We start from the raw sequence: 21,189 nt of genomic DNA, 5'->3' as shown, positions 1-21,189 counted from the left end.
CTGCCTGCGCGGGCGGCGGGCCGCGACGCCGTCGGGGCGGGTGCGCCGGCGTTGGCACGCGCCGGCCGGCCAGGCGTTGGGACGGACTGCGCCGTCGGCGCCGACTCGGGCAGCAGCAGACGAGCCATGAGCAGCTCCAGCTGCAGCCGGGGAGAAGTGGCCCCGACCATCTGGTCCAGGGCCTTGGCGGTCACGTCCGCGGCCCGGGACAGCCCGGCCGCCCCAATGGTGCGGGCCTGGCCCTCCATGCGGGAGAGTTCGTCGGCGGGCAGGGAGCCGAGGGCGGGCCCGGCCTCGCTGCCCGCCAGCGCGATCACCAGCAGGTCCCGCAACCGCTGCAGCAGGTCCTCGACGAAGCGGCGCGGATCGTGCCCGGAAGTCACCACGCGGTCCACCACCCGGAACACGCCCGCGCCGTCGGCCGCGGCGATCGCATCCACGCAGGAGTCCAGCAGCGTGGTGTCCGTATAGCCGAGCAGGGCGACGGCGCGCTGGTAGTCGACCTCGCCGTCGACGGCGCCGCCGATGAGCTGGTCCATGACCGACAGGGTGTCGCGCACACTGCCGCCACCCGCGCGCACCACCAACGGAAACACGCCCGGTCCGACGTCGATACTCTCCGCCTGACACAGCCGCCCCAGGTAGCCCTCCAGGATGTCGGGCGGGACGAGTCGGAAGGGGTAGTGGTGGGTGCGGGAGCGGATGGTGCCGATGACCTTGTCCGGCTCGGTGGTGGCGAAGATGAACTTCACGTGTTCGGGCGGTTCCTCGACCAGCTTGAGCAGGGCGTTGAAGCCCTGCGGGGTGACCATGTGGGCCTCGTCGAGGATGAAGATCTTGTAGCGGTCCCGGGCGGGGGCGAAGGAGGCGCGCTCGCGCAGGTCACGGGCGTCGTCGACCCCGTTGTGGCTGGCGGCGTCGATCTCGACGACGTCGAGCGAGCCCGGCCCGCCGGTGGCCAGGTCACGGCAGGAGGGGCACACCCCGCAGGGGGTGTCGGTGGGGAACTGCTCGCAGTTCAGGCAGCGGGCCAGGATGCGGGCGGAGGTGGTCTTGCCGCATCCGCGCGGGCCGGAGAACAGGTAGGCGTGCGTGACGCGGTCGGCCCGCAAGGCCGCCATGAGCGGAGCGGTCACATGCTCCTGCCCGATGACGTCCTGGAAGGTGTCGGGCCGGTAGCGGCGGTAGAGGGCGGTGGTCACGGTCCGACTCTAAACGGGACCACCGACACGATGCGACGCCTGGCGCATTTCCAATCGCTTAACCGCCAGACGAGGGCAGAGCCATCCCTCTCATCCGGCGGTCATGTGAAGGACCCCCCGTGCACCCGCCAGAGCCCGCTTACCCTTGCTACCTTCCGGTCCTGGGGGATTCACTGGATGACGCCGCACGAGGGGCCGAGTGAGAGGGTACCCGATCGAGGCCGGAGGCGGTCAAGTCCACCGCCTATCCGCTGACACAGAGCACGCGCGAACCGGCACCACAGAGCTGTTCGTGACCGATGCCACCACGTCAAGGCCGCCGCGGGTTGGCATTGAGGGCACCTGGTCGGATATATTCGCGTCTCGCTACGCGTGGTGAGCAGCCGCGTGCAGTACCTGGAGGATTCGCCTAGCGGCCTATGGCGCACGCTTGGAAAGCGTGTTGGGTGCAAGCCCTCGGGGGTTCGAATCCCCCATCCTCCGCCACCAGGTTTCCCCGGAATCACAACGATTCCGGGGATTCTCTTTTTCTTGTGCCAACACTCCTGTCAACGTCGACTCTCCCCACCGACAACGATTCACTCCGCATGCGAATGACAAGGCACGAGGAGCCGCTCGCCTTCGCGTCCGTGTCACGCAGTGCACCACTTTCACCGCCGGATCCCATGCTCCTGTAACCGGGATCCGCATGATCATGCGCCTTGGCGTACCCCCGCAGACTCACCTCAGCGGAAAGTGGTGCAATCCGTGACACCTGCGCACCCGCTTCACACAATCAGCACGGATTTTCCTAGCCGCTTCACAGCGCTGCGCCGGGGTAGCTCCCAGCCGCATCGGGTTCCATAGTTGTTGCCGCCGGGCGGAGCGGGTCACGAGGGAATGGGGAGCCCAGTGACTGACCCGCCTCCGAGACGGGACGGGTACATGGGAGCCCGCGCCGCGTCGTCCCGGCGAAGGAGGACCGCCCCTCGGGACCGGGAATCCCGAGGGCTTCGAGCACCTCGTCGGTGGCCTGTGGGCCGGGAACACCACCCGCCCACAGGCCACCGCATGTTTTGGCGCCATGAGCGGTGCGAGAGGCGCTGGCGGGCGTGTCGGAGGCAGCGCAATGGCCGACCCAGCCGGTACTCCGACCGACCCAGCCGGCGCGGTATCTATGAGCAGGCAGCCGCACACGGGCACCTTTCCGCTCCCGTACCAATGTGTGTCAGCCTTAAGACATGCGTCATCCCCGCACCGCGCTTACCGTCCCCGCCGCGCTACTGCTTGCCTTGGGAGTAGCGGCATGCCACGGCACCACGACGGAGCACGCCACGCCCGCGGCAACCCCGTCGGCGTCCGCCACACCCAGTCAAAGCGTGCCGCTCCCGGAAGCCCTCGCCACCCCCACCACACAGACCGTGTCCGCCATGGACATCGCGGTCGGCGACTGCCTGACCTACACCACGCCCGAAGAGCCGGCAGACGCGACGCAGAAACCTTGAACACACAGACTCCGGAGCCCTCCGCATCGCAGTCCGCCGGCGCCACGGCAGACGCCGCCGAGCCCGGCACCGTCTCCAGCGTCAACCTCGTCGACTGCGCCGCCCCGCACCTTTATGAGGTCTATGCGGAGGGAGCGATCGCCGCGGACGCCTTCCCGGACGGCGGCCTCATGGAACAGTACGTCGCGGACATCTGCTACGACGCCTTCGAGAACTACGTCGGCACTAGCTACGACGACGCCTACGCTCAAGGCCGTTACGCGGTCACCTCCCTACGCCCCACGCAGCGCACCTGGGAGCAGGGCGACCGCAGGGTCTCCTGCCTGCTGACCTCCGTGGATGGAGGCGAATTGACTGGGTCCGCCCGCGGCGCCGACAACTGACCTACTGCGGCGACCGCCGCCCACGCCACTTCACTGTCAGCGACGCCGCTCAGCTCCGCAGGCCTTCAGCAAACCACCGCGTGCGCCAGACGTGTTACGCCCGATCGGCGCCGACCCGCTCGGGGGCGGCCACGTCCGGTGAGGTGGGCGTGCCGTCGGGGGCGGGTCCCAGGTCCGCAATCAGGTCCCGGGTGGTACGGCCGTCGTCCGAAGCGTTGTCGATGCCGGTCAGTAGCCGGCCCGCAGCCGACGGCGACTGCACGTGCGCCACCTCCTCCCGGTCTGCGTCCTGACGCATCATGAAGGCGGTGGAGATCATCAGCTTGATGCGGTTGAGCTGGTTGACCTCACTGGCACCCGGGTCATAGTCGATACCCACGATGTTGGCCTGCGGGTAGCGGCGGCGGATCTCCCGGAACATGCCCTTGCCAACCACGTGGTTGGGCAGACAGGCGAAGGGCTGGCAGCACACGATGTTGGGGGCGCCGTGCTCGATGAGTTCGACCATTTCGGCGGTAAGCAGCCAGCCCTCGCCGGCCTGGTTGCCCAGGGAGAGAATCTGCGAGGCCTTCTCGGCCATCTCGGCGATAGGGGACTCGACGTCGAACTTGCCGCCGGCGGCGGCCAGGGCGGCGCGCGCCGGGGCCTGCACCTGCTCGATGAACCACACGCCCGCCTTCTTCTGGTAGACGGTGTCGGTGCCGATGCCGTAGGTGTCCGCCTTCCACTGGGCGGTGGTCATGCCGTTGAGGAAGAAGGCCAGTAGCCCGGGGACCACGGCCTCGCAGCCCTCGGCCTCGATGACGTCAACCACGTGGTTGTTGGCGTCCGGCTGGAACTTGACCAGGATCTCCCCCACCACGCCGACGCGCGGTTTGCGGGGCACGTCCTCCAGAGGAAGCGCGTCGAACTCGCGCACCATCTCCCGCAGCAGGCGGCGGTAGCCGATGCGCCCGCCCCAGGTGGCCGAGCGGCCCTTGTGCTCGAAGAACTCGCAGATGATCGTGTTCCAGCGCTCGTACAGCGCCTGCGCGGAGCCGGGCGCCGCCTCGTAGGGGCGCACCCGCAGCAGGCAGGTGCTCAGAGTGTCGCCGATGACGACCCCCTGCAGCGCCTTGTACGCCATGGTGGGGGTGAGTTTGAAGCCGGGGTTCTCCTCAATGCCCTGCAGGGAGACGGCCAACACCGGGATCTGCGGGTAGCCGGCCTCCCGCAGGCCCTTGCGGAGCATGGCGGCGTAGTTGGTGGCGCGGCACATGCCGCCGGTCTGGGAGATGGCGACCACGCACTTGTCGGGATCGTGGGTGCCGTCCTCGAAGGCGCCGATCAGCTGGCCGATCACCATGATGGCGGGGAAGCAGGCGTCGTTGTTGACGTAGCGCAGACCCACCTCGAGATCGGCCTTGCTGGCGGACTCCAGCAGCTCGACCTTGTAGCCCAGGCGCCGCATGAGCGGCACCAGCGGCCGGAAGTGGATCGGGCTCATCTGCGGCATGAGGATGGTGTGGGTGCGGCGCATCTCATCGGTGAACATCGGGGTGGTGGCGGCCGGCAGGCTCCGCTCGCTGCGGGCCACGCGCCCGGCGAGCGTGTGGTCGCCGTCGGCGGGGGACGCGGTGGTATCGATCTCGATGCTCTCGGCCGGGTCCTGGGTCTCCTCGACGACGGCGGCCCCGTCCGCGGCCGCCCGCTCACCGGTGCCCGCCGCCTCCTCCTCGCGCTGGCGACGGCGCGCCTCGCTGGCGGCGGCGAGCGAGCGCAGCCGGATGGTGGCGGCGCCGAGGTTGGAGACCTCGTCGATCTTGAGGGTGGTGTACACCCCGCCCGCGGACTCGAGAATCTCCTGCACCTGGTCGGTGGTGACGGCGTCGACGCCGCAGCCGAAGGAGTTCAGCTGCACCAGTTCGAGGTCGTCGGCCCGGGTGACCAGCTCGGCGGCCCGGTACAGGCGCGAGTGGTAGGCCCACTGGTCGCGCACGCGCAGCTTCGGGGAGACGTTGGCGACGGCGACCGACGCCGTCGGCGCTCCAGCCCCTCCGCGGTGACATCGGACCAGTCGGCGGGCGCCTGCGGGTCGTCCTTGTCACGCCCCAGGCCGCGGCGGATGGTGGCGACGGCGCGAGACAGTGCCCCGCCGGCGACCGCGTGCTCGGCGCCGTCACCGGCGTCGTCGGGGGCCGGCTCGGGCAGGATCGAGTCCTCGGACAGGACCGCCATGCCCAGGGTGTTGATGACGTCGGGGACGCCGTGGTTGATCTCGGGGTCGATGTGGTAGGGGCGGCCGGCCAGGACGATGCCCTTGCGGCCGTGCTCGCGCATCCACTCCAGGGTGCGGCGGCCCTCCGCGCGCACGTCGGCCTTGAAGGCGGCGTCCTCGGCGAAGCCCGCGGCCACGGCCTTGCGGGCCTCGGGGAGGGTCACGTCCCAGTCGGCGAATACCTCCACCAGCCGCTCGGCAAGCTTGGCGGGGTCGGCGAGGTTGAGGAAGGGCGCGAGCATGCGCACGCCATCGGCCTGCGCCTCGGCGCCGGCGTCCCCGGAGCCCGCCGCGCCTTCGTGGATGCCTCGACGTTGTTGCGGATGACCTCGGGGTAGGTCGCCACGATCGGGCAGTTGTAGTGGTCGTCGGCGCCGTCCACGAGCCCGCGCTCGTAGAAGACGCAGGGGAACCAGATGGTCTTGACGCCCTTGTCGATCAGCGACTGCACGTGGCCGTGGGCGAGCTTGGCCGGGTAGCACACGTTCTCGGAAGGGATGGAGTCCATGCCCTGCTCGAACAGTTCGTGGTTGGAGCGGCCCGACAGCATGACGCGGAAGCCCAGCTGGGTGAGGATCGTGAACCACAGCGGGTAGTTCTCGTACATGCCCAGCACCCGGGGCACGCCGATCTCGCCGCGGGTGTCCTGCCCCTGGCGCAGCGCCGGTAGGCGAAGGTGCGCCGGTACTTGTAGTCGTACAGGTTGGGCATGTCGGACTTGGTCTTGCGCCGCTCCTGGGTGGCACCGCGCTCGCAGCGGTTGCCGGACACGTGCCGCTGGCCGTCGTTGAAGGTGGTGATGGTCAGCTTGCAGTGGTTCTGGCACAGCTTGCACACCGTGGTCTCGGTGGTGAAGCCGAAGCGGGACAGCTCGGCCAGACTCATCAGCGTTCCGGGCACGCCGTCGTAGGTCTCACGGGCGGTCAGGGCGGCCCCGAAGCAGCCCATGAGGCCGGCGATGTCCGGGCGCACCACCTCGCGGCCGGTGAGCAGCTCGAAGGCGCGCAGCACGGCGTCGTTGAGGAAGGTGCCGCCCTGCACGCTGATGCGCTCACCCAGCTGGGAGGCGTCGCGCAGCTTGATGACCTTGTACAGGGCGTTGCGCACCACCGAGTAGGACAGTCCGGCGCTGATGTCGCCGGGGGTGGCATTCTCCTTCTGGGCCTGCTTGACCGAGGAGTTCATGAACACCGTGCAGCGGCTGCCCAGGTCCACGGGGCGCTCCGCCTTCAGTGCCGAGGCGGAGAACTCTTGGATGGACTGGCCCATGGACTGGGCGAAGGTCTGCAGGAAGGAGCCGCAGCCGGCGGAGCAGGCCTCGTTGACGGAGATGGAGTCGATGGCGCCACCGCGGATGCGCAGGTACTTCATGTCCTGCCCGCCGATGTCGATGACGCTGGTGACGCCGGGGTTGAGATGGGCGGCGGCCCGGTAGTGGGCCATGGTCTCCACCACGCCCTCGTCGATGCGCAGGGCGGCCTTGACGATGCCCTCGCCGTAGCCGGTGACGCAGGAGCGGACGATGCGCACGTGCTCGGGCATCTCCAGGTGGATGCGGCGCAGGATCTCGACGGCGGCGGTGACGGGGTCGCCCTCATTGCCGGCATAGTGCTCCCAGACGATGCGGTTGCGGGAGTCGATGACGACGGCCTTGATGGTGGTGGAGCCGGCGTCGATGCCCAGGAAGCAGTCCTGGAAGCGGGTCGGGGCGTCGCCGGCGTCGTCATCGGCGGGCGGGGCGGGCCAACCGACCCGCTCCACGGTGGCCCGGGCGTGGCGGGCGCGGAAGGCGGCCAGCTCGGCGTCGTCGGCGAACAGGGGGCGCATGCGGCTGGCCCCCGTGCCGGCAGCGCGGCGGGAGGCCAGGCGGTCGGTGATCGCGGTCAGCGGCGTCGCCTCCTCGCCCGCGAGCAGGGCGGCGCCGACGGCGACGTACAGCTGGGCGTCGTCGGGGCAGGTGAAGGAGTCGACCTGGTCGGCCAGGGTGCGTTCGAAGGCCCGGCGCAACTCGGGCAGGAAGTGCAGCGGGCCGCCCAGGAACATGACGTTGCCGCGGATGGGGCGGCCGCAGGCCAGGCCGGCGATGGTCTGGGTGACCACGGCCTGCAGCACGGAGGCGGCCAGGTCCTCGCTGGCGGCGCCTGGTTGATCAGCGGCTGGAGGTCGGACTTGGCGAAGACACCGCAGCGCGAGGCGATCGGGTAGAGGGTCTGATACTTGGAGGCCAGCTCGTTCAGCCCGGCGGCATCGGTGTGCAGCAGCTGCGCCATCTGGTCGATGAAGGCGCCGGTGCCGCCCGCGCAGGTGCCGTTCATGCGCTGCTCGGGGGTGGGGTGCAGGTAGGTGATCTTGGCATCCTCGCCGCCGAGCTCGATGATGACGTCGGCCTCGGGGTTCTTGGCCTGGACGGTGCGGGTCTCGGCGATGACCTCCTGCACGAAGGGCAGCCCCATCAGGTTGGCCAGGTTCAGTCCGGCACTGCCGGTGACGGCGCCGCGCACACGGGCGCCGGGGAAGGCGGCGGCGACCTCGGCCAGCAGGCGGGAGACCTCGCCGCGCACGTCGGCGTTGTGGCGGCGGTACTCGGAGAAGACCGGGGTGGGGAAGGGCTTGCCCGCAACCGGTTCGGGCAGAAGCACGAGCTTGACGGTGGTGGAGCCGACGTCCAGGCCCAGGCGCAGGGCTGCGGCGCCGTAATCGCCGTCGGACGTCGCCGCGGAAGGGGCCGCACCTGCGGCGGATGTGCCGGTGGCGCGTCGGGCGGGGAGGGAGGGCATGCCGAGCGGGATGGCCATGAGGGACGGACCCGCGCTGGCGACCGGTTGCTCCGCGTCCATGACGGGCACGACGTCGGAAACAGCCGGTGCGGGCACGGCGGCGGGCTGTGCGACGTCGTTCCTGCGGTCAGCGTTCACGGTCATGAATTCACCTCTCGACCCCACACGGAATGCGTGACTTCCGGGGTCTCCCAAGACCCGGGGCCTGATAGAACCGTAATCACGGGCGCCACCGGGCTTCAACGGCGTTGAAATAACTCAGACTTAGGCTTTAGTCCCAGCAACTTTTCCCTGCAAGCACCGCGAAGCGCGTCGAAACCGCCTGACCACGCCCTGAACGCCGTTGAATAACGCGCGCCTCACCTTCGCTAATTCGAAAGCGTGTGGTGCCGCCCGGTTGCCCGCGAATCGGATCGTTTAGCCTCACGACATGAGCGACGCGGCCGCACCCAGGCAATCCCATTCGGGCAAGCTCCTTCCTACCGTCCCGATTACCCCGGCCGCAGGCGACACCGACTCCGCCCCCTCCGGCACCGACGCCAAAGCCGAGCCCACGCGCCGTCGGGGTCCTCGCTCCGGCAGCCGCACCGGCACGGGCACCGAGTCCACGCGCAACGCGATCCTCGACGCCGCCCGCGCCTCCTTCCTCGCCAAGGGCTTCGCCAAGACGACCATCCGTGGGGTCGCCCGCGCCGCCGGCGTCGACCCGGCGCTCGTGTCCTACTACTTCGGCTCCAAGGGTGATCTGTTCGGCGCCTCCATGAATCTGCGGATCCGCGCCAGCGAGGAGATCGCCAAAGTGGTCTCCGGTGACATCCGTACCGCCGGCCCGCGGCTGGTGCGTCTGGCGATGACCGCCTGGGATGACTCCTCCGGCGGGGCGACCTTCCGGGCCCTGCTGCGCTGGGTCGCCACCGACGACGGCGCCCCCGAGGCGGTGCAGGCCTACGCCACCGAGCAGATCGCCATTCCGGTCACGCAGGCCCTCGAGCAGGCCGGGGTGTTGGGACCCGACGCCCGCGAGCGCGCCACCCTGGCCGGCAGTCAACTAGTGGGTCTGGCGATGATCCGCTACACCTTCCAGGTGGAGCCACTGGCCAGCGCCTCCGTCGACCACCTGGTAGAGGTTGTCGGGCCAACCATTCAGCACTACCTGACCGGTCCGCTGCTGCGGCGGTAGACGCCGGAGACGCCGTCCGAATATCGTCCCCTATCCCGGTGTGTCATACGTTCCCGTTAGCATTGGCTCATGATCTTCAAGGCCGTCGGCGATAGCGCGCCCTACCCCGCTCATGGGGTCACTGCGCAGCGCGACTGGGCGGCCATTGCCCCACGACAGATCCGCCTGGACCAGCTGGTGACCACGCGGGCGCAGCTGGACCTGCGCGGCCTGCTCGACGACGACTCCACCTTCTACGGCGACCTGTTCGCCCACGTCGTTGCCTGGAACGGGGACCTCTATCTGGAGACCGGCCTGCACCGGGCCCTGCGCGCCGCGCTTCAGGGGCGCACCTCCATCCACGCGCGCGTCCTCGAGCTGACCAACGACGGCCGCCCCGTCTCCGCCCCGCCGCCGCCCACGGAGTAGGCGGCGGCGCGAGTAGGCGCTGAGGCGGGGACCCGCCTCAGCCCTGCCGGCGGGCGCGCTTGGCGTAGGCCGGGCCCTCGAGCTCGGTACCCGCGGGTGCCGACGCCGGCGAGGCCTCCTCCAGGTTGGTCCCCCGCGCCCGGGAGATCGCGCGCATGACGTGGTAGACGACGATCGCGGCCAGCGAGCCGAGCGCGATGCCCGCGAAGGTCATGTCGCCCCAGTTGAAGGTGTAGTCGGCAATGGCCACCACCATGGCGACCGCCGCGGTGTTGAGGTTGACCGGGTCGGAGAAGTCCACGCGGTTCTGCACCCAGATGCGCACCCCGAGCATGCCGATCATGCCGTACAGGACCGTCGCCGCCCCTCCCAGGACGCCGGCGGGGATGGTGGCGATGATGACGCCGAACTTCGGCAGCAGGGACAAGCCCAGGGCCGTCATGGCCGCGATCACATAGGCGGCAGTGGAGTACACGCGCGTGGCCGCCATGACGCCGATGTTCTCCGCGTAGGTGGTGGTGCCCGAGCCGCCGCCCGCGCCCGCGAGCATCGTCGACACCCCGTCCGCGAACAGCGCGCGTCCGGTCACGTCGTCGAGGTTCTCCCCCGTCATGGCGGCCACGGACTTGACGTGCCCGATGTTCTCCGCCACCAGCACGAGCACCACCGGATGAACAGGCCCAGGAGGCTGACGTTGAAGGCGGGGGCGCGGAAGGCGGGCACACCGATCCAGCCGGTGTCGGAGATCTGGGAGAAGTCGACCTCCCCGCGCACGCAGGCGGTGGCGTAACCGATCAGCACGCCGATGAGGATCGACAACCGCCCGATGATGCCCTTGAACAGCACCGTGATCACCAGGATCGACACGATCGTCACCAGCGCCGTCACCGGGGCGGTCTTGACGTTGGCCCAGGCGCTGGGGGCGAGGTTGAAGCCGATCAGGGAGACGATGGCGCCGGTGACGATGGGTGGCATGAGGCGGTCGATCCAACCGGTGCCGGCCACGTGGACAATCAGGCCGATGATGGCCAACAGCGCGCCGACGGAGATGATCCCACCCTGCGCGAGAGACGCCTTGGCCTCGTCCAGCGGCGCTCCCGCGTCCGCCGCATACCCGGTCACGGCGCCGATGGGTGCGATCAGGCGAAGGAGGAGCCGAGGTAGCTGGGCAGGCGTCCGGAGGTGACCAGGAGGAACAGCAGGGTGCCCAGCCCGGTGAAGAACAGGGTGGTGGACGGGTCGAAGCCCGTCAGCAGCGGGACGAGGAAGGTCGCACCGAACATGGCGACGACGTGCTGGACGCCGATGCCGACGGTGCGGGGCCAGCTCAGCCGCTCGGAGGGGGTGACGACCTCGCCTGGGGTGATGGAGCGGCCGTCGCCGTGGAGGGTCCAGCCGTGGAAGCGGCGTTTCTGCTTATCGGACACGTGGGCTCCTGTCGCATGGGGAAAGGGGACCGGCCTGCGGGGAAGCAGTCCCCGGACGCCGGAGCGGCAGGGCCCGGCAGAGCCCTGCCGGGGCCCCAGTGTATAAGCCGGTCGTGCGGCTCCGCTCCGGAGGTCCACAGCCGCACCACGACGACCCCGCCGACCCCCGGCTACCACGCCTCCCCGCCAATCCCGGAGCGCATCGGGTCACATACCCCCACGACACAGCTTTCACAGGGAGCGCATAGGCCCGCCGGTTAGCGTCGAACGCGGTCCGGGACGGCACCCGCCGTCCGCCCCACAACCGGAAGCAGCCAATGTCTCCCAGCACTCTTGCCTACATCGCCGTCGACCTGATCGCCCTGGTCGTGCTCGTCGGCGCCTGTACACCCGCCGTCACGCCCGCAAGGACCTGGTGGCCGCCTACGCCGGCGTAAACGTTGGCGTCCTGGCGGTCACGCTCCTGCTGTCTACGGCGTCGGTCGGCGCCGGCCTGGGCCTGGGCCTGTTCGGCGTGCTGTCGATCATCCGCCTGCGCTCCACCGAGCTGGCCCAGCACGAGGTCGCCTACTTCTTCGCCGCCCTGGCCCTGGGGCTGCTCGGCGGCATCACCGCCGCACCACTGGCCCTGACGGCCCTGCTGATGGCGCTCGTCGTCGCTTCCCTGTGGATCGGCGACCACCCGGCGCTCATGCGGCGCAACCGGCACCAGATCATCATGCTGGACCGCGCCATCTCCGACGAGGATGCCCTCATTGCCCACCTGGAGCAGCTGCTGGACGCGCAGGTGCGCTCGGTGGAGGTGCAGCGCCTCGACCTGGTCAACGACACCACGCTCGTCGACGTCCGCTTCCGCCTGCACCCGGAGGGTCACTCGCGGGTGACGAGACGGCGACCCGCCCCGCCGCGAGCACCCCGGCCCCCGCGCCACCGGTCGCGGCCCCCGCGCCACCGACCACACGGCCCATGGCCCAGCCGGTCGGCCGCTAACGGAGCCCGAGCCCATCCGCCAGTCGTCACCAGCGCAGCCACAGGAGTCACCCGTCGTGAAACAACACCTACGCACCGCCCACCTGGCGTCCACCAACCTGGAGAAGCTCAATGCCGCCGCCGGCCTGCTCACCCGCGTGGATCGCAAGTACCTGCTTCCCCTGGCCGAGGCCCAGGCGGTCGTCGATGCCCTGGGCATGCAGGCGCGCGCGCTGACCATTGACGGCGAACGCCGCCTCGCCTACGCCTCCACCTACTTCGACACCCCCGGCCTGGACTCCTACCTGCTGGCCGCGCGTAAACGCCGTCGTCGCTTCAAGGTGCGCACCCGCACGTACCTGGACTCCGGGGAGTGCTTCTTGGAGGTCAAGACCCGCGGGGCACGGGGCACGACGGTCAAGCAGCGCATCCCCTGCACGCCCGACGACGCCGACCGGCTCACCGCGGACGGACGCGCCTTCGTGGCCGACTGCCTGGAGCGGACGCGGGTCTACGTGCCGGGGCAGGCCGCGGCGCTCGCAGACTCCCTGGTGCCGGTGATAGGCACCTCCTACGAGCGCACCACCCTGCACCTGCCACAGGACCGCGCCCGAGTCACGGTCGACACGGATTTGAAGTGGATCGACCTGGGCGCCGACGCCGCCCCTGGGCGGGAGGCGTCGGCCGACGGGCTGGTAATCGTCGAGACCAAGAACCCGGCCACGCCGTCGCCCGTTGACCGACTGCTGTGGGCGCGGGGACATCGACCCGCCAAGATCTCCAAGTACGCCACCGGCATGGCGCTGCTCAACCCACAGCTGCCCGCCAACAAGTGGCACCGAGTGCTTGGGCGCGAGCTAGCCGCCACCCAGGACTCCCAGCCCGGCCACCTGGCCTTCGCCGCCTAACAGAACCTGACAGAAAAGGACTCCACCCGCATGAACAACCCGCTCAAGCGCCTGCACCGGCTCGTCCGCATCGGACGTCTCCGGGTGCTGGTCGCACTCGCCGCGGTGGCACTCGTGGCTGGCTGCTCCACCGGGACCACCGAATCCAGCAGCTCCGGCGTCTCCTCCGGCGACACCTCCGGGACCGTCTGGACCACAATCAGCAGCGAGGTGGCCACCGCCTCCACCGGCGCGAGCGTCGCCGACATCCTGGCGGCGAATGCCGACACCTCCGGGGCCGTCGCCGCCGTCACCGCGGACGACGATGCGGGCGCCTATGACGCCGCCTCCGCCACCACGATCACCCTGTCCGGCGACTCGGCGAGCGTCACAGGCGACGGGGCCGGCGGCGTGGGCGTCGACGGCGGCACCATCACCATCAGCGCCGCCGGCACCTACGTCCTGTCCGGCGAGCTCACGGACGGGGAGGTGATCGTGAACGCCGACGACGCGAGGTACGCCTGGTGCTCGACGGCGTCTCCATCACCAATGCGGACGGCCCGGCGATCGACATCCAGGACGCCGGTAGCGCCGTCGTCGTGCTTGCCGAGGGGTCCGAGAACACGCTCGTTGACGGCGAGACCTACGCCGACACCAGCGAGGACGCCCCCACGGCGGCCCTGTTCTCCTCCGACACCGTGGTGATCACCGGCACCGGCTCGCTGAGCGTGACCGGCAACAACAACGACGCCATCTCCTCCAAGAACGGACTGGTCATCCAGGGCACGCCCACGCTTACGGTGGACGCCGTCGACGACGGCATCCGTGGCAAGGACTACCTGGTCGTCTCCGGCGGCACCATCACCGTCACCGCCGGCGGGGACGGACTGAAGTCCACCGAGGACGACGACGAAGCCATGGGCTTCATCGCCCTGGGCGCGGCCGAGGTCACCATCACCTCCGGCGACGACGGCGTGTCCGCCACCACCGACGTCACCGTGGACGGCACCACGCTGACCGTGACCGCGGGCGGCGGGCAGGCCAACGCCACCCAGGAGGAGGGCTTCGGCGGGGCGCCCGGGCAGCAGGGTGACCAGGCGGGCGCTGCCGCGAGCGACTCCGCCACGGATGACACCGAGGACGAGTCCGGCGTCGACGACGCCGCCAAGCCCAAGGGCATCAACGCCGGTGTCAGCTACACGCAGGAGGATGGCACCGTCACCCTGGACGCCGCGGACGAGGGGCTCCAGGCGGCCTTCATCAACATCTCCGGCGGCGTCCTGACCATCACCTCCGGCGACGACGGCATCAATGCCACCAACGGCGACTACGTGATCGAGGGGCATGAGAACGTGGACTCCGAGTCCGACGACGGCGCGGCGCTGACCATCTCCGGCGGGCAGGTGCAGGTGTCCTTCACCTACTCCGACGGCATCGACTCCAACGGGTCGGCGTATGTGACCGGCGGGCAGGTCGTCGTCTCCGGTCAGGCCGGCTCCATGGACGGGGCGGTGGATGTCAATGGCGAGAGCCAGCTCTACGGCATCACCGGCTCCCCGAGCGTGAGCGCGGGCGACACCATCACCGTGACGAGTGCTGACGGCGACTCCTGGGAGATGACCAGCGTGTTCACCTCGCAATACCTGACCGTGCTGGGCCTGACCGAGGGCGAGGAGTACACGGTGGCGACGACGTCGGGCGGCTCGGCCACCGGCACCGCCGCGGCCCTGAGCTCCGGCATGGGCATGAGCGGCGGCCCCGGCGGCCAGGGCGGGGCGGGCGGCCAGGCGCCGTCCGACGGAAATGCCAACGGTCAGGGCGATCCCGGCCAGGCTCCGGCCGACAGCGCCACCGCCGACCAGAGCTGACGCGCAAGCCCCGTCTACTACGCCACTTCGGCGTTAACAACGCCGGTTAGCGGTCTGCTGAACGGCCCGCAGGCATTCAGCAGACCGTTAACTGGCGTAGTAGACGGTGAACCGGCGTAGTAGACGAGTTCGGGGCCACCAGTGACGACGGCATAGGCTCCGGGCATGACCACCGTTGAGGCACCCGCCGTCGCCCCGCTCGCCCGCCACCTGGCCGGGCCGCTGGACGACGACGCCGCGCCGGTGCTCGTCCTGTCCCACGGCATCACCGACTCCGCAGCCTGCTGGATCGAGGCGATCGACCGCTGGACGGCCGCCGGCTACCGGATCGTCGCCCTGGACGCCCGCGGGCATGGCGACTCCCCGCGCTGGGACGCCGCGGACCTGGCCAGCCGGACGGCCACCGGTGCGCGCCTGGCCTCGGACCTGCAGACCGTGCTGGAGGACCTGCGCGCCCACGGCCTGCAAGGTGAGGGGCCGCTGCGCTCCCCACTGGCCGTCGTCGGCCACTCCATGGGCGGGGTGACCAGCCTGGACGTGGCCGCGCACCGGCCCGACCTGGTCGATGCCGTCGTCGCGGAGGACCCGGCCTTCGTCACCCCGGTCTGGCGCCGCCTACTGGCCGCGAACGCCTTCCGGCAGGTGCGGGAGATGCGGCAGATCGCCGCCGACCCGCAGGCGCGCTTCGAGCTGGAGCTGCGGAACAACCCCACCTGGTCGCCCCGGGAGGTGCGGGCCAGCGTGGAGGCCGCCTGCGGCGTGGACCTGGGGTTCATCGCCCAGGGCTGCGTGTCCCCGCCGAGCCCCTGGCAGGAGGTCGTGGACTCCCTGGCGGTGCCGACGCTGATCGTCACCGGCACCGAGCGCGTGGTCCTGCGCGGAGACAACCTCACCAACCTCACCCGGCGCGCCAATCCGTCGATCGAGACCGTCGTGATCGAGGGCGCGCCCCACTGCGTGCGTCGCACCTACCCCGACCGCTTCCACGCCATCACCGACCCTGGATGGCTCGGCGCCTCCACGCCGGCGCGCCACCGGCGGCCGAGCGCACCAGCCGCCAGGCGGCGTAGGCCGCAGCGCATTCGACTCGACCGCCCCGCTCGCGCCGCGGGTAACGCCTACAGTGCCGCCATGAGCACCACCCAGCTGGAGGTCTCCTGGACCGACGTCGACGGCGCGCTGGCCCACGTCGGAACGCTGTCCTTCGACACGGACACCGACCGCCAACGGTTCGCCTACGCCTCGGACTGGTTGGAGCGGGGCTTCCCCATCGGGGTGGGTCTCCCGCTGAGCTCCTCCCCCCTGACGCCGCCCGACGGCGCATCCGCCTTCGGCGTCTTCGGCGACGCCTGCCCGGGCCTGTGGGGCAGGGCGGTGCTCGCGAGCGGCAACCGGGAGGAGAGTCTGTCCGGCCTCGGGCTGCTGGCGGCGGTCGCCGATCAGTCCCGGCAAGGCGCACTGCGCTTCTCCGCTAGCGTCGACGCTGAGCCACTGGCCTCCGGGGAGCTCTCCCCCGTCACGGCGGCCGCGACGCTACTGGCGGATATTGAGTCCTTCCAGCGCGGAGACATGGACCGCGAGGGCATGCGCCGCATCCTGCCGGGAGCCAGTAGCCAGGGCGGGGGCCGCCCCAAGCTGGCGCTGCGGGATGATCGCACCGGAGGCCTCGTCATGGCGAAGTACCCCTCCGCAGGCGACGCCTACGACCTGCTCACCTGTGAAGCGGTGGCGCTGCAAGTGGCCCGGGACGCCGGTCTCGACGCCTGCTCATCTCGACTCCTCAGAGTTGACACCCAGCGGGCGATCCTCGTGGTCGACCGCTTCGACCGCCATGGCCGTGGCCGGCTCGGCTACCAGTCGATGCACACGGCCGCCCAGCCGCTTAGTGTCGAGGCGTTCTCCTACCACGTCGCGGCCGAGGCGGCGTACGCCCTTGCCGGCCCACAGGCGGTGCGCGGGGTGGTGGCTCGCGCAGCCTTGTCGATGTGCCTGCACGACGTCGATGATCACCCCTGGAACATGGGTCTCCTCCGCGATGCGGATGCTGGCACGCGGCGCCGATGTTCGACGTCGTCCCCTGCCCGGACGAGCAGTCGGGCACGCCGCTGGAGGGGACGGGACCGGAACGGAGCCTGGAGCAACTGCTGGATCTGGACTGGGGGCTGCCCCGCAGCGAGGTCCTAGACGTAACGACGCGGGTGGCGCAGGTGGCCCGAGGAGCCTGGGAGCGGGCCCCTAAAGACTTCGGTCTGGACCCGCAGGATGCCCGGATGTGTGAGCGCATAGTCGAGTCGACCTGCGACTTCGACACGGTGCTCGACGGCCGCGAGCCCCGCTACACCAGCTGAGTCCCGTGACATACCGCCCCACCGCACCGGGTCTTCTTTAGCTCGAGGTGATGTAGTATCGTTGCTACATCGACCCTACGATGGGAGATGCCACCAATGACAGCGATCACCATGTCAAGCAGGGAGTTCAATCAGAACGTCTCCTCGGCCAAGCGGGCTTCTCGCCAGGGCCCGGTCCTCATCACCGATCGCGGTGTCCCCGCACACGTCCTGCTGTCCATTGAGGACTACCGACGCCTCACCTCCGCGAATAAGGGAATCCTGGAGGCACTCTCCATGCCGGGGTTGTCCGAGATCGAGCTGGACATCGAACCAGCCCGTGACCTGCCGCGGGCCGCGGAGCTGGACTGATGCTGCTCGACACCAATGTCGTCTCCGAACTGCGCAAGGTCGGAGACGGACGCGCCGACCCACACGTCATGCGCTTCTTCTCCGACCTTGAAGCAGACAGCCTGCACTTGTCAGCGATCACCGTAATGGAGCTCGAACTCGGAATCGCCAGGGTTGAGCGGCGCGACCCAAACCAGGGAGGCCGCCTGCGCACCTGGATGGAGCACCAGGTTCTGCCGTTCTTCCACAATCGGATTCTTCCGGTGGACACCCCTGTCGCCCTGCAATGCGCACACCTGCACGTACCCGATCCCCGCCCCGAGCGAGACGCTTCATAGCGGCTACCGCAATGGTGCACGGCCTTACGGTGGTGACTCGTAACGTTGCCGATTTCGCCCCCATGGGTGTCGCACTACTCAACCCCTGGGAGCCGGTGTAAGCCGGCGTGGGCCGCCGACCCGCCTCAGTCGGTGGAGCGCACCAGCCACCAGGCGGCGTAGGGCGGCACCGGCACCTGGCCGTCACCGGCACCCTCCAGGCTCGTGGACCCCGAGGGCACGGTGTCGGTGAGCACGTCCACCGCGCCGAGCACCCCGTACTCGGCCAGGCGCGCCGCGGGCACGGAGCGCCAGTCCGGGGTCACGTTATACACGCCCACGAAGCTGCCGCGCGGGTGGTCGCGGAAGGTGACCAGCACGCCGTCGTCGTCGACGGGGGCGACGACGGTGCGCACATCCGCGCTCAGCTGCGGCAGACAGGCCCGCACCCTGCCCATGTGGGCCAGGTCGGTGAACACCCGGCCCGCCACCGTGGAGCGGTCGTGGCGCTCGGCGATGGCGGCCTCGCTCAGGCGCGGACGGCCCGCCCAGCGGGAGTCGGACTCGTGACCGGGCTCGGTGTCCCAGTTCGGATCGTTGAACTGCGCCAGCTCATCCCCACTCCACAGCACCGGGATGCCGCCCCAGCCGTAGATGATGGCGTAGGCCAGGCGCATGGCATTGAAGCGCTCCTCCAGCCAGGTGCGCAGCTCCTCCTCGCGCCAGGCGGGGGTGCGTTCGTCGATGCCGGCCACCGCCTCGGCCGCGGCCTCGATCCCGATGAGGGAGGCGGCGGTGCCGGCGGTGCGCCGGTCATTGGTAACCGGGTTGAACTGGAAGGTCAGGCCCCGGGCGTCGCTCATCGGGTACTGGCCGGTGTACCAGTCGGCCAGGAAGACCCGGTGCAGGTAGCCGTTCAGGCCCACGGCCTCGGCGTCGGCGTCGTCGATCGCCCAACCGATGTCATCGTGGCAACGAATGTAGGTGATCCAGGTGGCGGTGGAGGGCTCGATCGGCAGCGAGGAGAGCGTCTGGACGGCCAGGCTCACGCTGCGGCTGGCCAACATGGACCAGACCTGCACCATAAGTGAGTTGTGGTAGGCCAGGTCGGAGACCTTGCCGGTGTAGCGGCCCTGCCCCAGGTACTGCAGCAACTCGGTGGGGGCCACGATGGCCTCCGCCTTCAGGGCGATGGCGGGGCAGGCGATGCGAGTAAGCGCCCGCAGCACCTCGGTGATGGAGTGGACCTCCGGCTGGCCCTGGCAGTCCGTACCCTTGCGCTTGATGGTGAAGGCGATGGCGTCCAGGCGCAGCACCTCCACGCCGCGGTTGGCCAGTTCCATCACGATCTGAACGAACTCCTCCATTACCTGGGGGTTGCGCCAGTTCAGGTCCCACTGGAAGGAGTTGAAGGTGGTCCACACCCAGCCGTCGAGCTCGTCCTCCCAGGTGAAGTTGCCGGGGGCGAAGTCGGGAAAGATCTCCGGCAGGGTACGCTCGTACTCGTCGGGCTCGGTGCGGTCGGGGTAGATCAGGAAGTAGTCGCGGTAGCGCTGCTCGCCGGCGCGGGCACGGCGGGCCCACTCGTGCTCGCGGGCAACGTGGTTGAGCACCAGGTCGATGACCAGACTCATGCCCTCCTTGCGCAACTCGCCGGTCAAATGGGCCAGGTCGTCCATGTCGCCCAGGTCGGGGCGCACGGAACGGTAGTCGGCCACCGCGTAGCCGCCGTCGGAGTCGCCGGGGCGGGGGGTGAGCAGCGGCATCAGATGGAGGTAGCTGACGCCCAGCTCCCGCAGGTAGCCGATTCGCTTCTCCACACCGCGCAGGTCACCGGCGAAGCGCTCGGTGTAACCGGAGTAGCCGATGCGGGAGGGGTCCTGCACCCAGGCGGGGTCGAGGGTGCGGGCCAGGTCCAGGTGGCGCAACTCGGGGCTGCGGGCCGCGTAGGCCCGGGCGGCCTCGGTCAGCAAGGTGACGGCGGTACGCCCGGCGGCGGGCTCGCCGTACAGGGTCAGCAGGCCGTCCATGACATCCGGATACCAGCGCTCGACGCGGGTCGTGAAGATCTCACGCTCGGCGCGAGGCAGGTCGGCCGCATCCAGCGCGACGTCAACGGCGTCACGGACCGCCTGCGGCACCACCGCACCCGCAGCTCCGGTGGACCAGGTGGACGATGCGGGAATGCCGGTGGGTTCGGCGGGTGTGGGAGCGCTCATACCTCTATGGTCCCCGATTCAGTGGCCGAGCGGGAGCACTTTCGAGCGACGATGCCGCCGCAGGTACCCGCAGGTGTCACTAAATGCACCACTTTGAACAGCCTCGCCGCTGAATGATCTCCGCGAGCCGCGCGATTCTGCGGCTGGGAAGGGCGGGCTCCGAGGGCGCGGCTAGAAAGTGGTGCATTCCATGACACTTACAGCCGCACTGAGCGCCCTCAAACGTGATCTCGGTGGTCCGGGAACGACCGCCTACGCCTCGGACCGGGGATGGACGCGGTCGTAGGCCTCACGGTGAGCCAGCACCTGCTCGGCGTTGCCCTCGGCCCAGGCCCGCAGCGCAGCGATCGGCTCGGCCAGGCCGGCACCAAGCGGGGTGAGCGTGTAATCCACGCGCGGCGGCACGCCCGGGGTCTGTTCGCGCAGCACCAGGCCGTCGCGTTCCATGGAGCGCAGCGTCTGCGCCAGCACCTTCGGCGTCACCCCGCCGATGGCCTCGCGCAGTTCGCCGAAGCGCCGCGGGCCCCGGGCCAGCACGGCGACGATCAGGGGCGTCCACCGGTCCACGACGTGCCGCAGCACCGTGCGGGACGGACACTCGGGCGACAGCACGTCATAGGCGGCCAGCGGCGGGCCCGCGGCGGCGGGAACGCCATCCACCTCGCTGGTCGCGGGCGCAGCCGCGCCTGCCGCAACAGACGCAGCAACATCCAGTGAATGTGACACGAGCAACTCCATGGTTACCTTGAGGTACTTAGTATCTATTACATAGCGTAACAGCGCTGCCGCAGCAGTACTAATGCCCCGGCGGTCACGCCAGCAGGCCTCACAAACCCACGCAAACAAGGAGCCCTCATGAACCTCACCGTCATCGGCGGAACCGGCAACACCGGCGCCGCCGTCGTCGCCGAGGCCGCCCGCCGCGGCCACATCGTCACCTCCGCCTCCCGCTCCGGCCGTCATGCCGAGGGCGCCACCACGGATGTGGTCGCGGACCTGGCGGACACCGCCGCGGTGGTGGACCTGATCAGTGCCGCCGACGCCACCATCATCGCCGTCTCCCCCGACCGCACTGGCGGCCCCGTGCAGCGACCGTCGACGCCTTCAAGGCGCTGATCGCCGCCCGCCCGACG

14 protein-coding genes, 1 tRNA gene, 1 other RNA gene and 4 pseudogenes are annotated in these 21,189 nt (G+C 69.9%); 13 read left to right on the top strand and 7 right to left on the bottom strand.

Features of this window, described 5'->3' with window-relative positions; translation table 11 throughout:
* Nucleotides 1–1,202 (bottom strand): DNA polymerase III subunit gamma and tau (locus BW737_RS03355; protein ID WP_143233245.1); only part of this gene is annotated, 1,202 nt, incomplete at its 3' end.
* A gap of 105 nt (nucleotides 1,203–1,307) precedes the next feature.
* An RNA gene (gene ffs / locus BW737_RS03350) (signal recognition particle sRNA small type) lies at nucleotides 1,308–1,402 on the bottom strand.
* Nucleotides 1,403–1,600: 198 nt separating this feature from the next.
* Between ffs and BW737_RS03345 the strand changes: the two genes are divergently transcribed.
* The 3 genes from BW737_RS03345 (at nucleotide 1,601) to BW737_RS15980 (ending at nucleotide 3,069) form a co-directional block, all read left to right on the top strand.
* Nucleotides 1,601–1,688: transfer RNA gene (locus BW737_RS03345), tRNA-Ser, on the top strand.
* Between the two features lie 734 nt (nucleotides 1,689–2,422).
* A complete protein-coding gene (locus BW737_RS15985) occupies nucleotides 2,423–2,686 on the top strand; it encodes a hypothetical protein (RefSeq protein ID WP_180272037.1) in 264 nt (87 codons plus the stop codon).
* Nucleotides 2,683–3,069 carry a septum formation family protein gene (locus BW737_RS15980; protein ID WP_180272036.1) on the top strand — a complete coding sequence of 129 codons (387 nt, stop codon included), beginning with the start codon at nucleotides 2,683–2,685 and terminating at the stop codon, nucleotides 3,067–3,069. Before BW737_RS15985 ends, BW737_RS15980 begins: the two co-directional genes overlap by 4 nt.
* A 94-nt stretch (nucleotides 3,070–3,163) precedes the next feature.
* On the opposite strand, the pseudogene BW737_RS19810 reads toward BW737_RS15980, so the two are convergent.
* Nucleotides 3,164–8,007 (bottom strand): annotated as a pseudogene (locus BW737_RS19810) (acyl-CoA dehydratase activase-related protein).
* A 526-nt stretch (nucleotides 8,008–8,533) separates the two neighbouring features.
* On the opposite strand from BW737_RS19810, the gene BW737_RS03325 reads away from it, so the two are divergent.
* Both BW737_RS03325 and BW737_RS03320 read left to right on the top strand, forming a co-directional pair.
* Nucleotides 8,534–9,283 carry a TetR/AcrR family transcriptional regulator gene (locus tag BW737_RS03325; RefSeq protein ID WP_086615846.1) on the top strand — a complete coding sequence of 250 codons (750 nt, stop codon included), beginning with the start codon at nucleotides 8,534–8,536 and terminating at the stop codon, nucleotides 9,281–9,283.
* Between the two features lie 69 nt (nucleotides 9,284–9,352).
* Nucleotides 9,353–9,691 (top strand): type II toxin-antitoxin system VapB family antitoxin, encoded by a 339-nt coding sequence (locus BW737_RS03320; RefSeq protein ID WP_086615845.1) that lies wholly within the window; start codon nucleotides 9,353–9,355, stop codon nucleotides 9,689–9,691.
* Nucleotides 9,692–9,728: 37 nt separating this feature from the next.
* Here BW737_RS03320 and BW737_RS03315 read toward each other — a convergent pair.
* Nucleotides 9,729–11,118, bottom strand: a pseudogene (locus tag BW737_RS03315) (uracil-xanthine permease family protein).
* A 415-nt stretch (nucleotides 11,119–11,533) separates the two neighbouring features.
* Here BW737_RS03315 and BW737_RS19805 point away from each other — a divergent pair.
* The 3 genes and pseudogenes from BW737_RS19805 (at nucleotide 11,534) to BW737_RS03300 (ending at nucleotide 14,842) form a co-directional block, all read left to right on the top strand.
* A complete protein-coding gene (locus tag BW737_RS19805) occupies nucleotides 11,534–12,331 on the top strand; it encodes a DUF4956 domain-containing protein (RefSeq protein WP_420835697.1) in 798 nt (265 codons plus the stop codon).
* Nucleotides 12,234–12,995, top strand: coding sequence for a polyphosphate polymerase domain-containing protein (locus BW737_RS03305; RefSeq protein WP_257210425.1), 762 nt, complete (start codon nucleotides 12,234–12,236; stop codon nucleotides 12,993–12,995). Before BW737_RS19805 ends, BW737_RS03305 begins: the two co-directional genes overlap by 98 nt.
* Nucleotides 12,996–13,025: 30 nt before the next feature.
* Nucleotides 13,026–14,842 (top strand): annotated as a pseudogene (locus BW737_RS03300) (carbohydrate-binding domain-containing protein).
* A gap of 17 nt (nucleotides 14,843–14,859) precedes the next feature.
* On the opposite strand, the gene BW737_RS15975 reads toward BW737_RS03300, so the two are convergent.
* Entirely contained in the window at nucleotides 14,860–15,009 is a 150-nt protein-coding gene (locus BW737_RS15975) for a hypothetical protein (protein WP_180272035.1), read from the bottom strand.
* On the opposite strand from BW737_RS15975, the gene BW737_RS03295 reads away from it, so the two are divergent.
* From BW737_RS03295 to BW737_RS03285, 4 genes are all read left to right on the top strand, one after another.
* Complete coding sequence (locus BW737_RS03295) at nucleotides 15,008–17,026, top strand: alpha/beta fold hydrolase (protein ID WP_086615843.1); 2,019 nt, start codon at nucleotides 15,008–15,010, stop codon at nucleotides 17,024–17,026. The two genes, BW737_RS15975 and BW737_RS03295, sit on opposite strands and share 2 nt — an antisense overlap.
* Before the next feature lie 14 nt (nucleotides 17,027–17,040).
* Entirely contained in the window at nucleotides 17,041–17,190 is a 150-nt protein-coding gene (locus tag BW737_RS15970; protein ID WP_180272034.1) for a hypothetical protein, read from the top strand.
* A gap of 96 nt (nucleotides 17,191–17,286) precedes the next feature.
* A complete protein-coding gene (locus BW737_RS03290; RefSeq protein ID WP_086615842.1) occupies nucleotides 17,287–17,541 on the top strand; it encodes a type II toxin-antitoxin system Phd/YefM family antitoxin in 255 nt (84 codons plus the stop codon).
* Entirely contained in the window at nucleotides 17,541–17,858 is a 318-nt protein-coding gene (locus BW737_RS03285) for a type II toxin-antitoxin system VapC family toxin (protein WP_218961767.1), read from the top strand. Before BW737_RS03290 ends, BW737_RS03285 begins: the two co-directional genes overlap by 1 nt.
* Before the next feature lie 125 nt (nucleotides 17,859–17,983).
* Here BW737_RS03285 and BW737_RS03280 read toward each other — a convergent pair whose 3' ends face one another.
* The gene (locus BW737_RS03280; protein ID WP_086615841.1) at nucleotides 17,984–20,056 is read right to left on the bottom strand and encodes an alpha-amylase family protein; all 2,073 of its coding nucleotides are present in this window, start codon (nucleotides 20,054–20,056) and stop codon (nucleotides 17,984–17,986) included.
* Nucleotides 20,057–20,308: 252 nt separating this feature from the next.
* Complete coding sequence (locus tag BW737_RS03275) at nucleotides 20,309–20,782, bottom strand: winged helix-turn-helix transcriptional regulator (RefSeq protein ID WP_257210423.1); 474 nt, start codon at nucleotides 20,780–20,782, stop codon at nucleotides 20,309–20,311.
* A 129-nt stretch (nucleotides 20,783–20,911) separates the two neighbouring features.
* On the opposite strand from BW737_RS03275, the pseudogene BW737_RS03270 reads away from it, so the two are divergent.
* Nucleotides 20,912–21,189, top strand: a pseudogene (locus BW737_RS03270) (NAD(P)H-binding protein); the annotation flags it as partial.

Origin of the sequence: Actinomyces ruminis (assembly GCF_002154335.2) — a bacterium.
GTDB classification, from domain to species: Bacteria; Actinomycetota; Actinomycetes; order Actinomycetales; family Actinomycetaceae; genus Actinomyces; species Actinomyces ruminis.
Note: the sequence above shows the minus strand (reverse complement) of the source record. Positions and strands in the feature narration are given on the sequence as shown.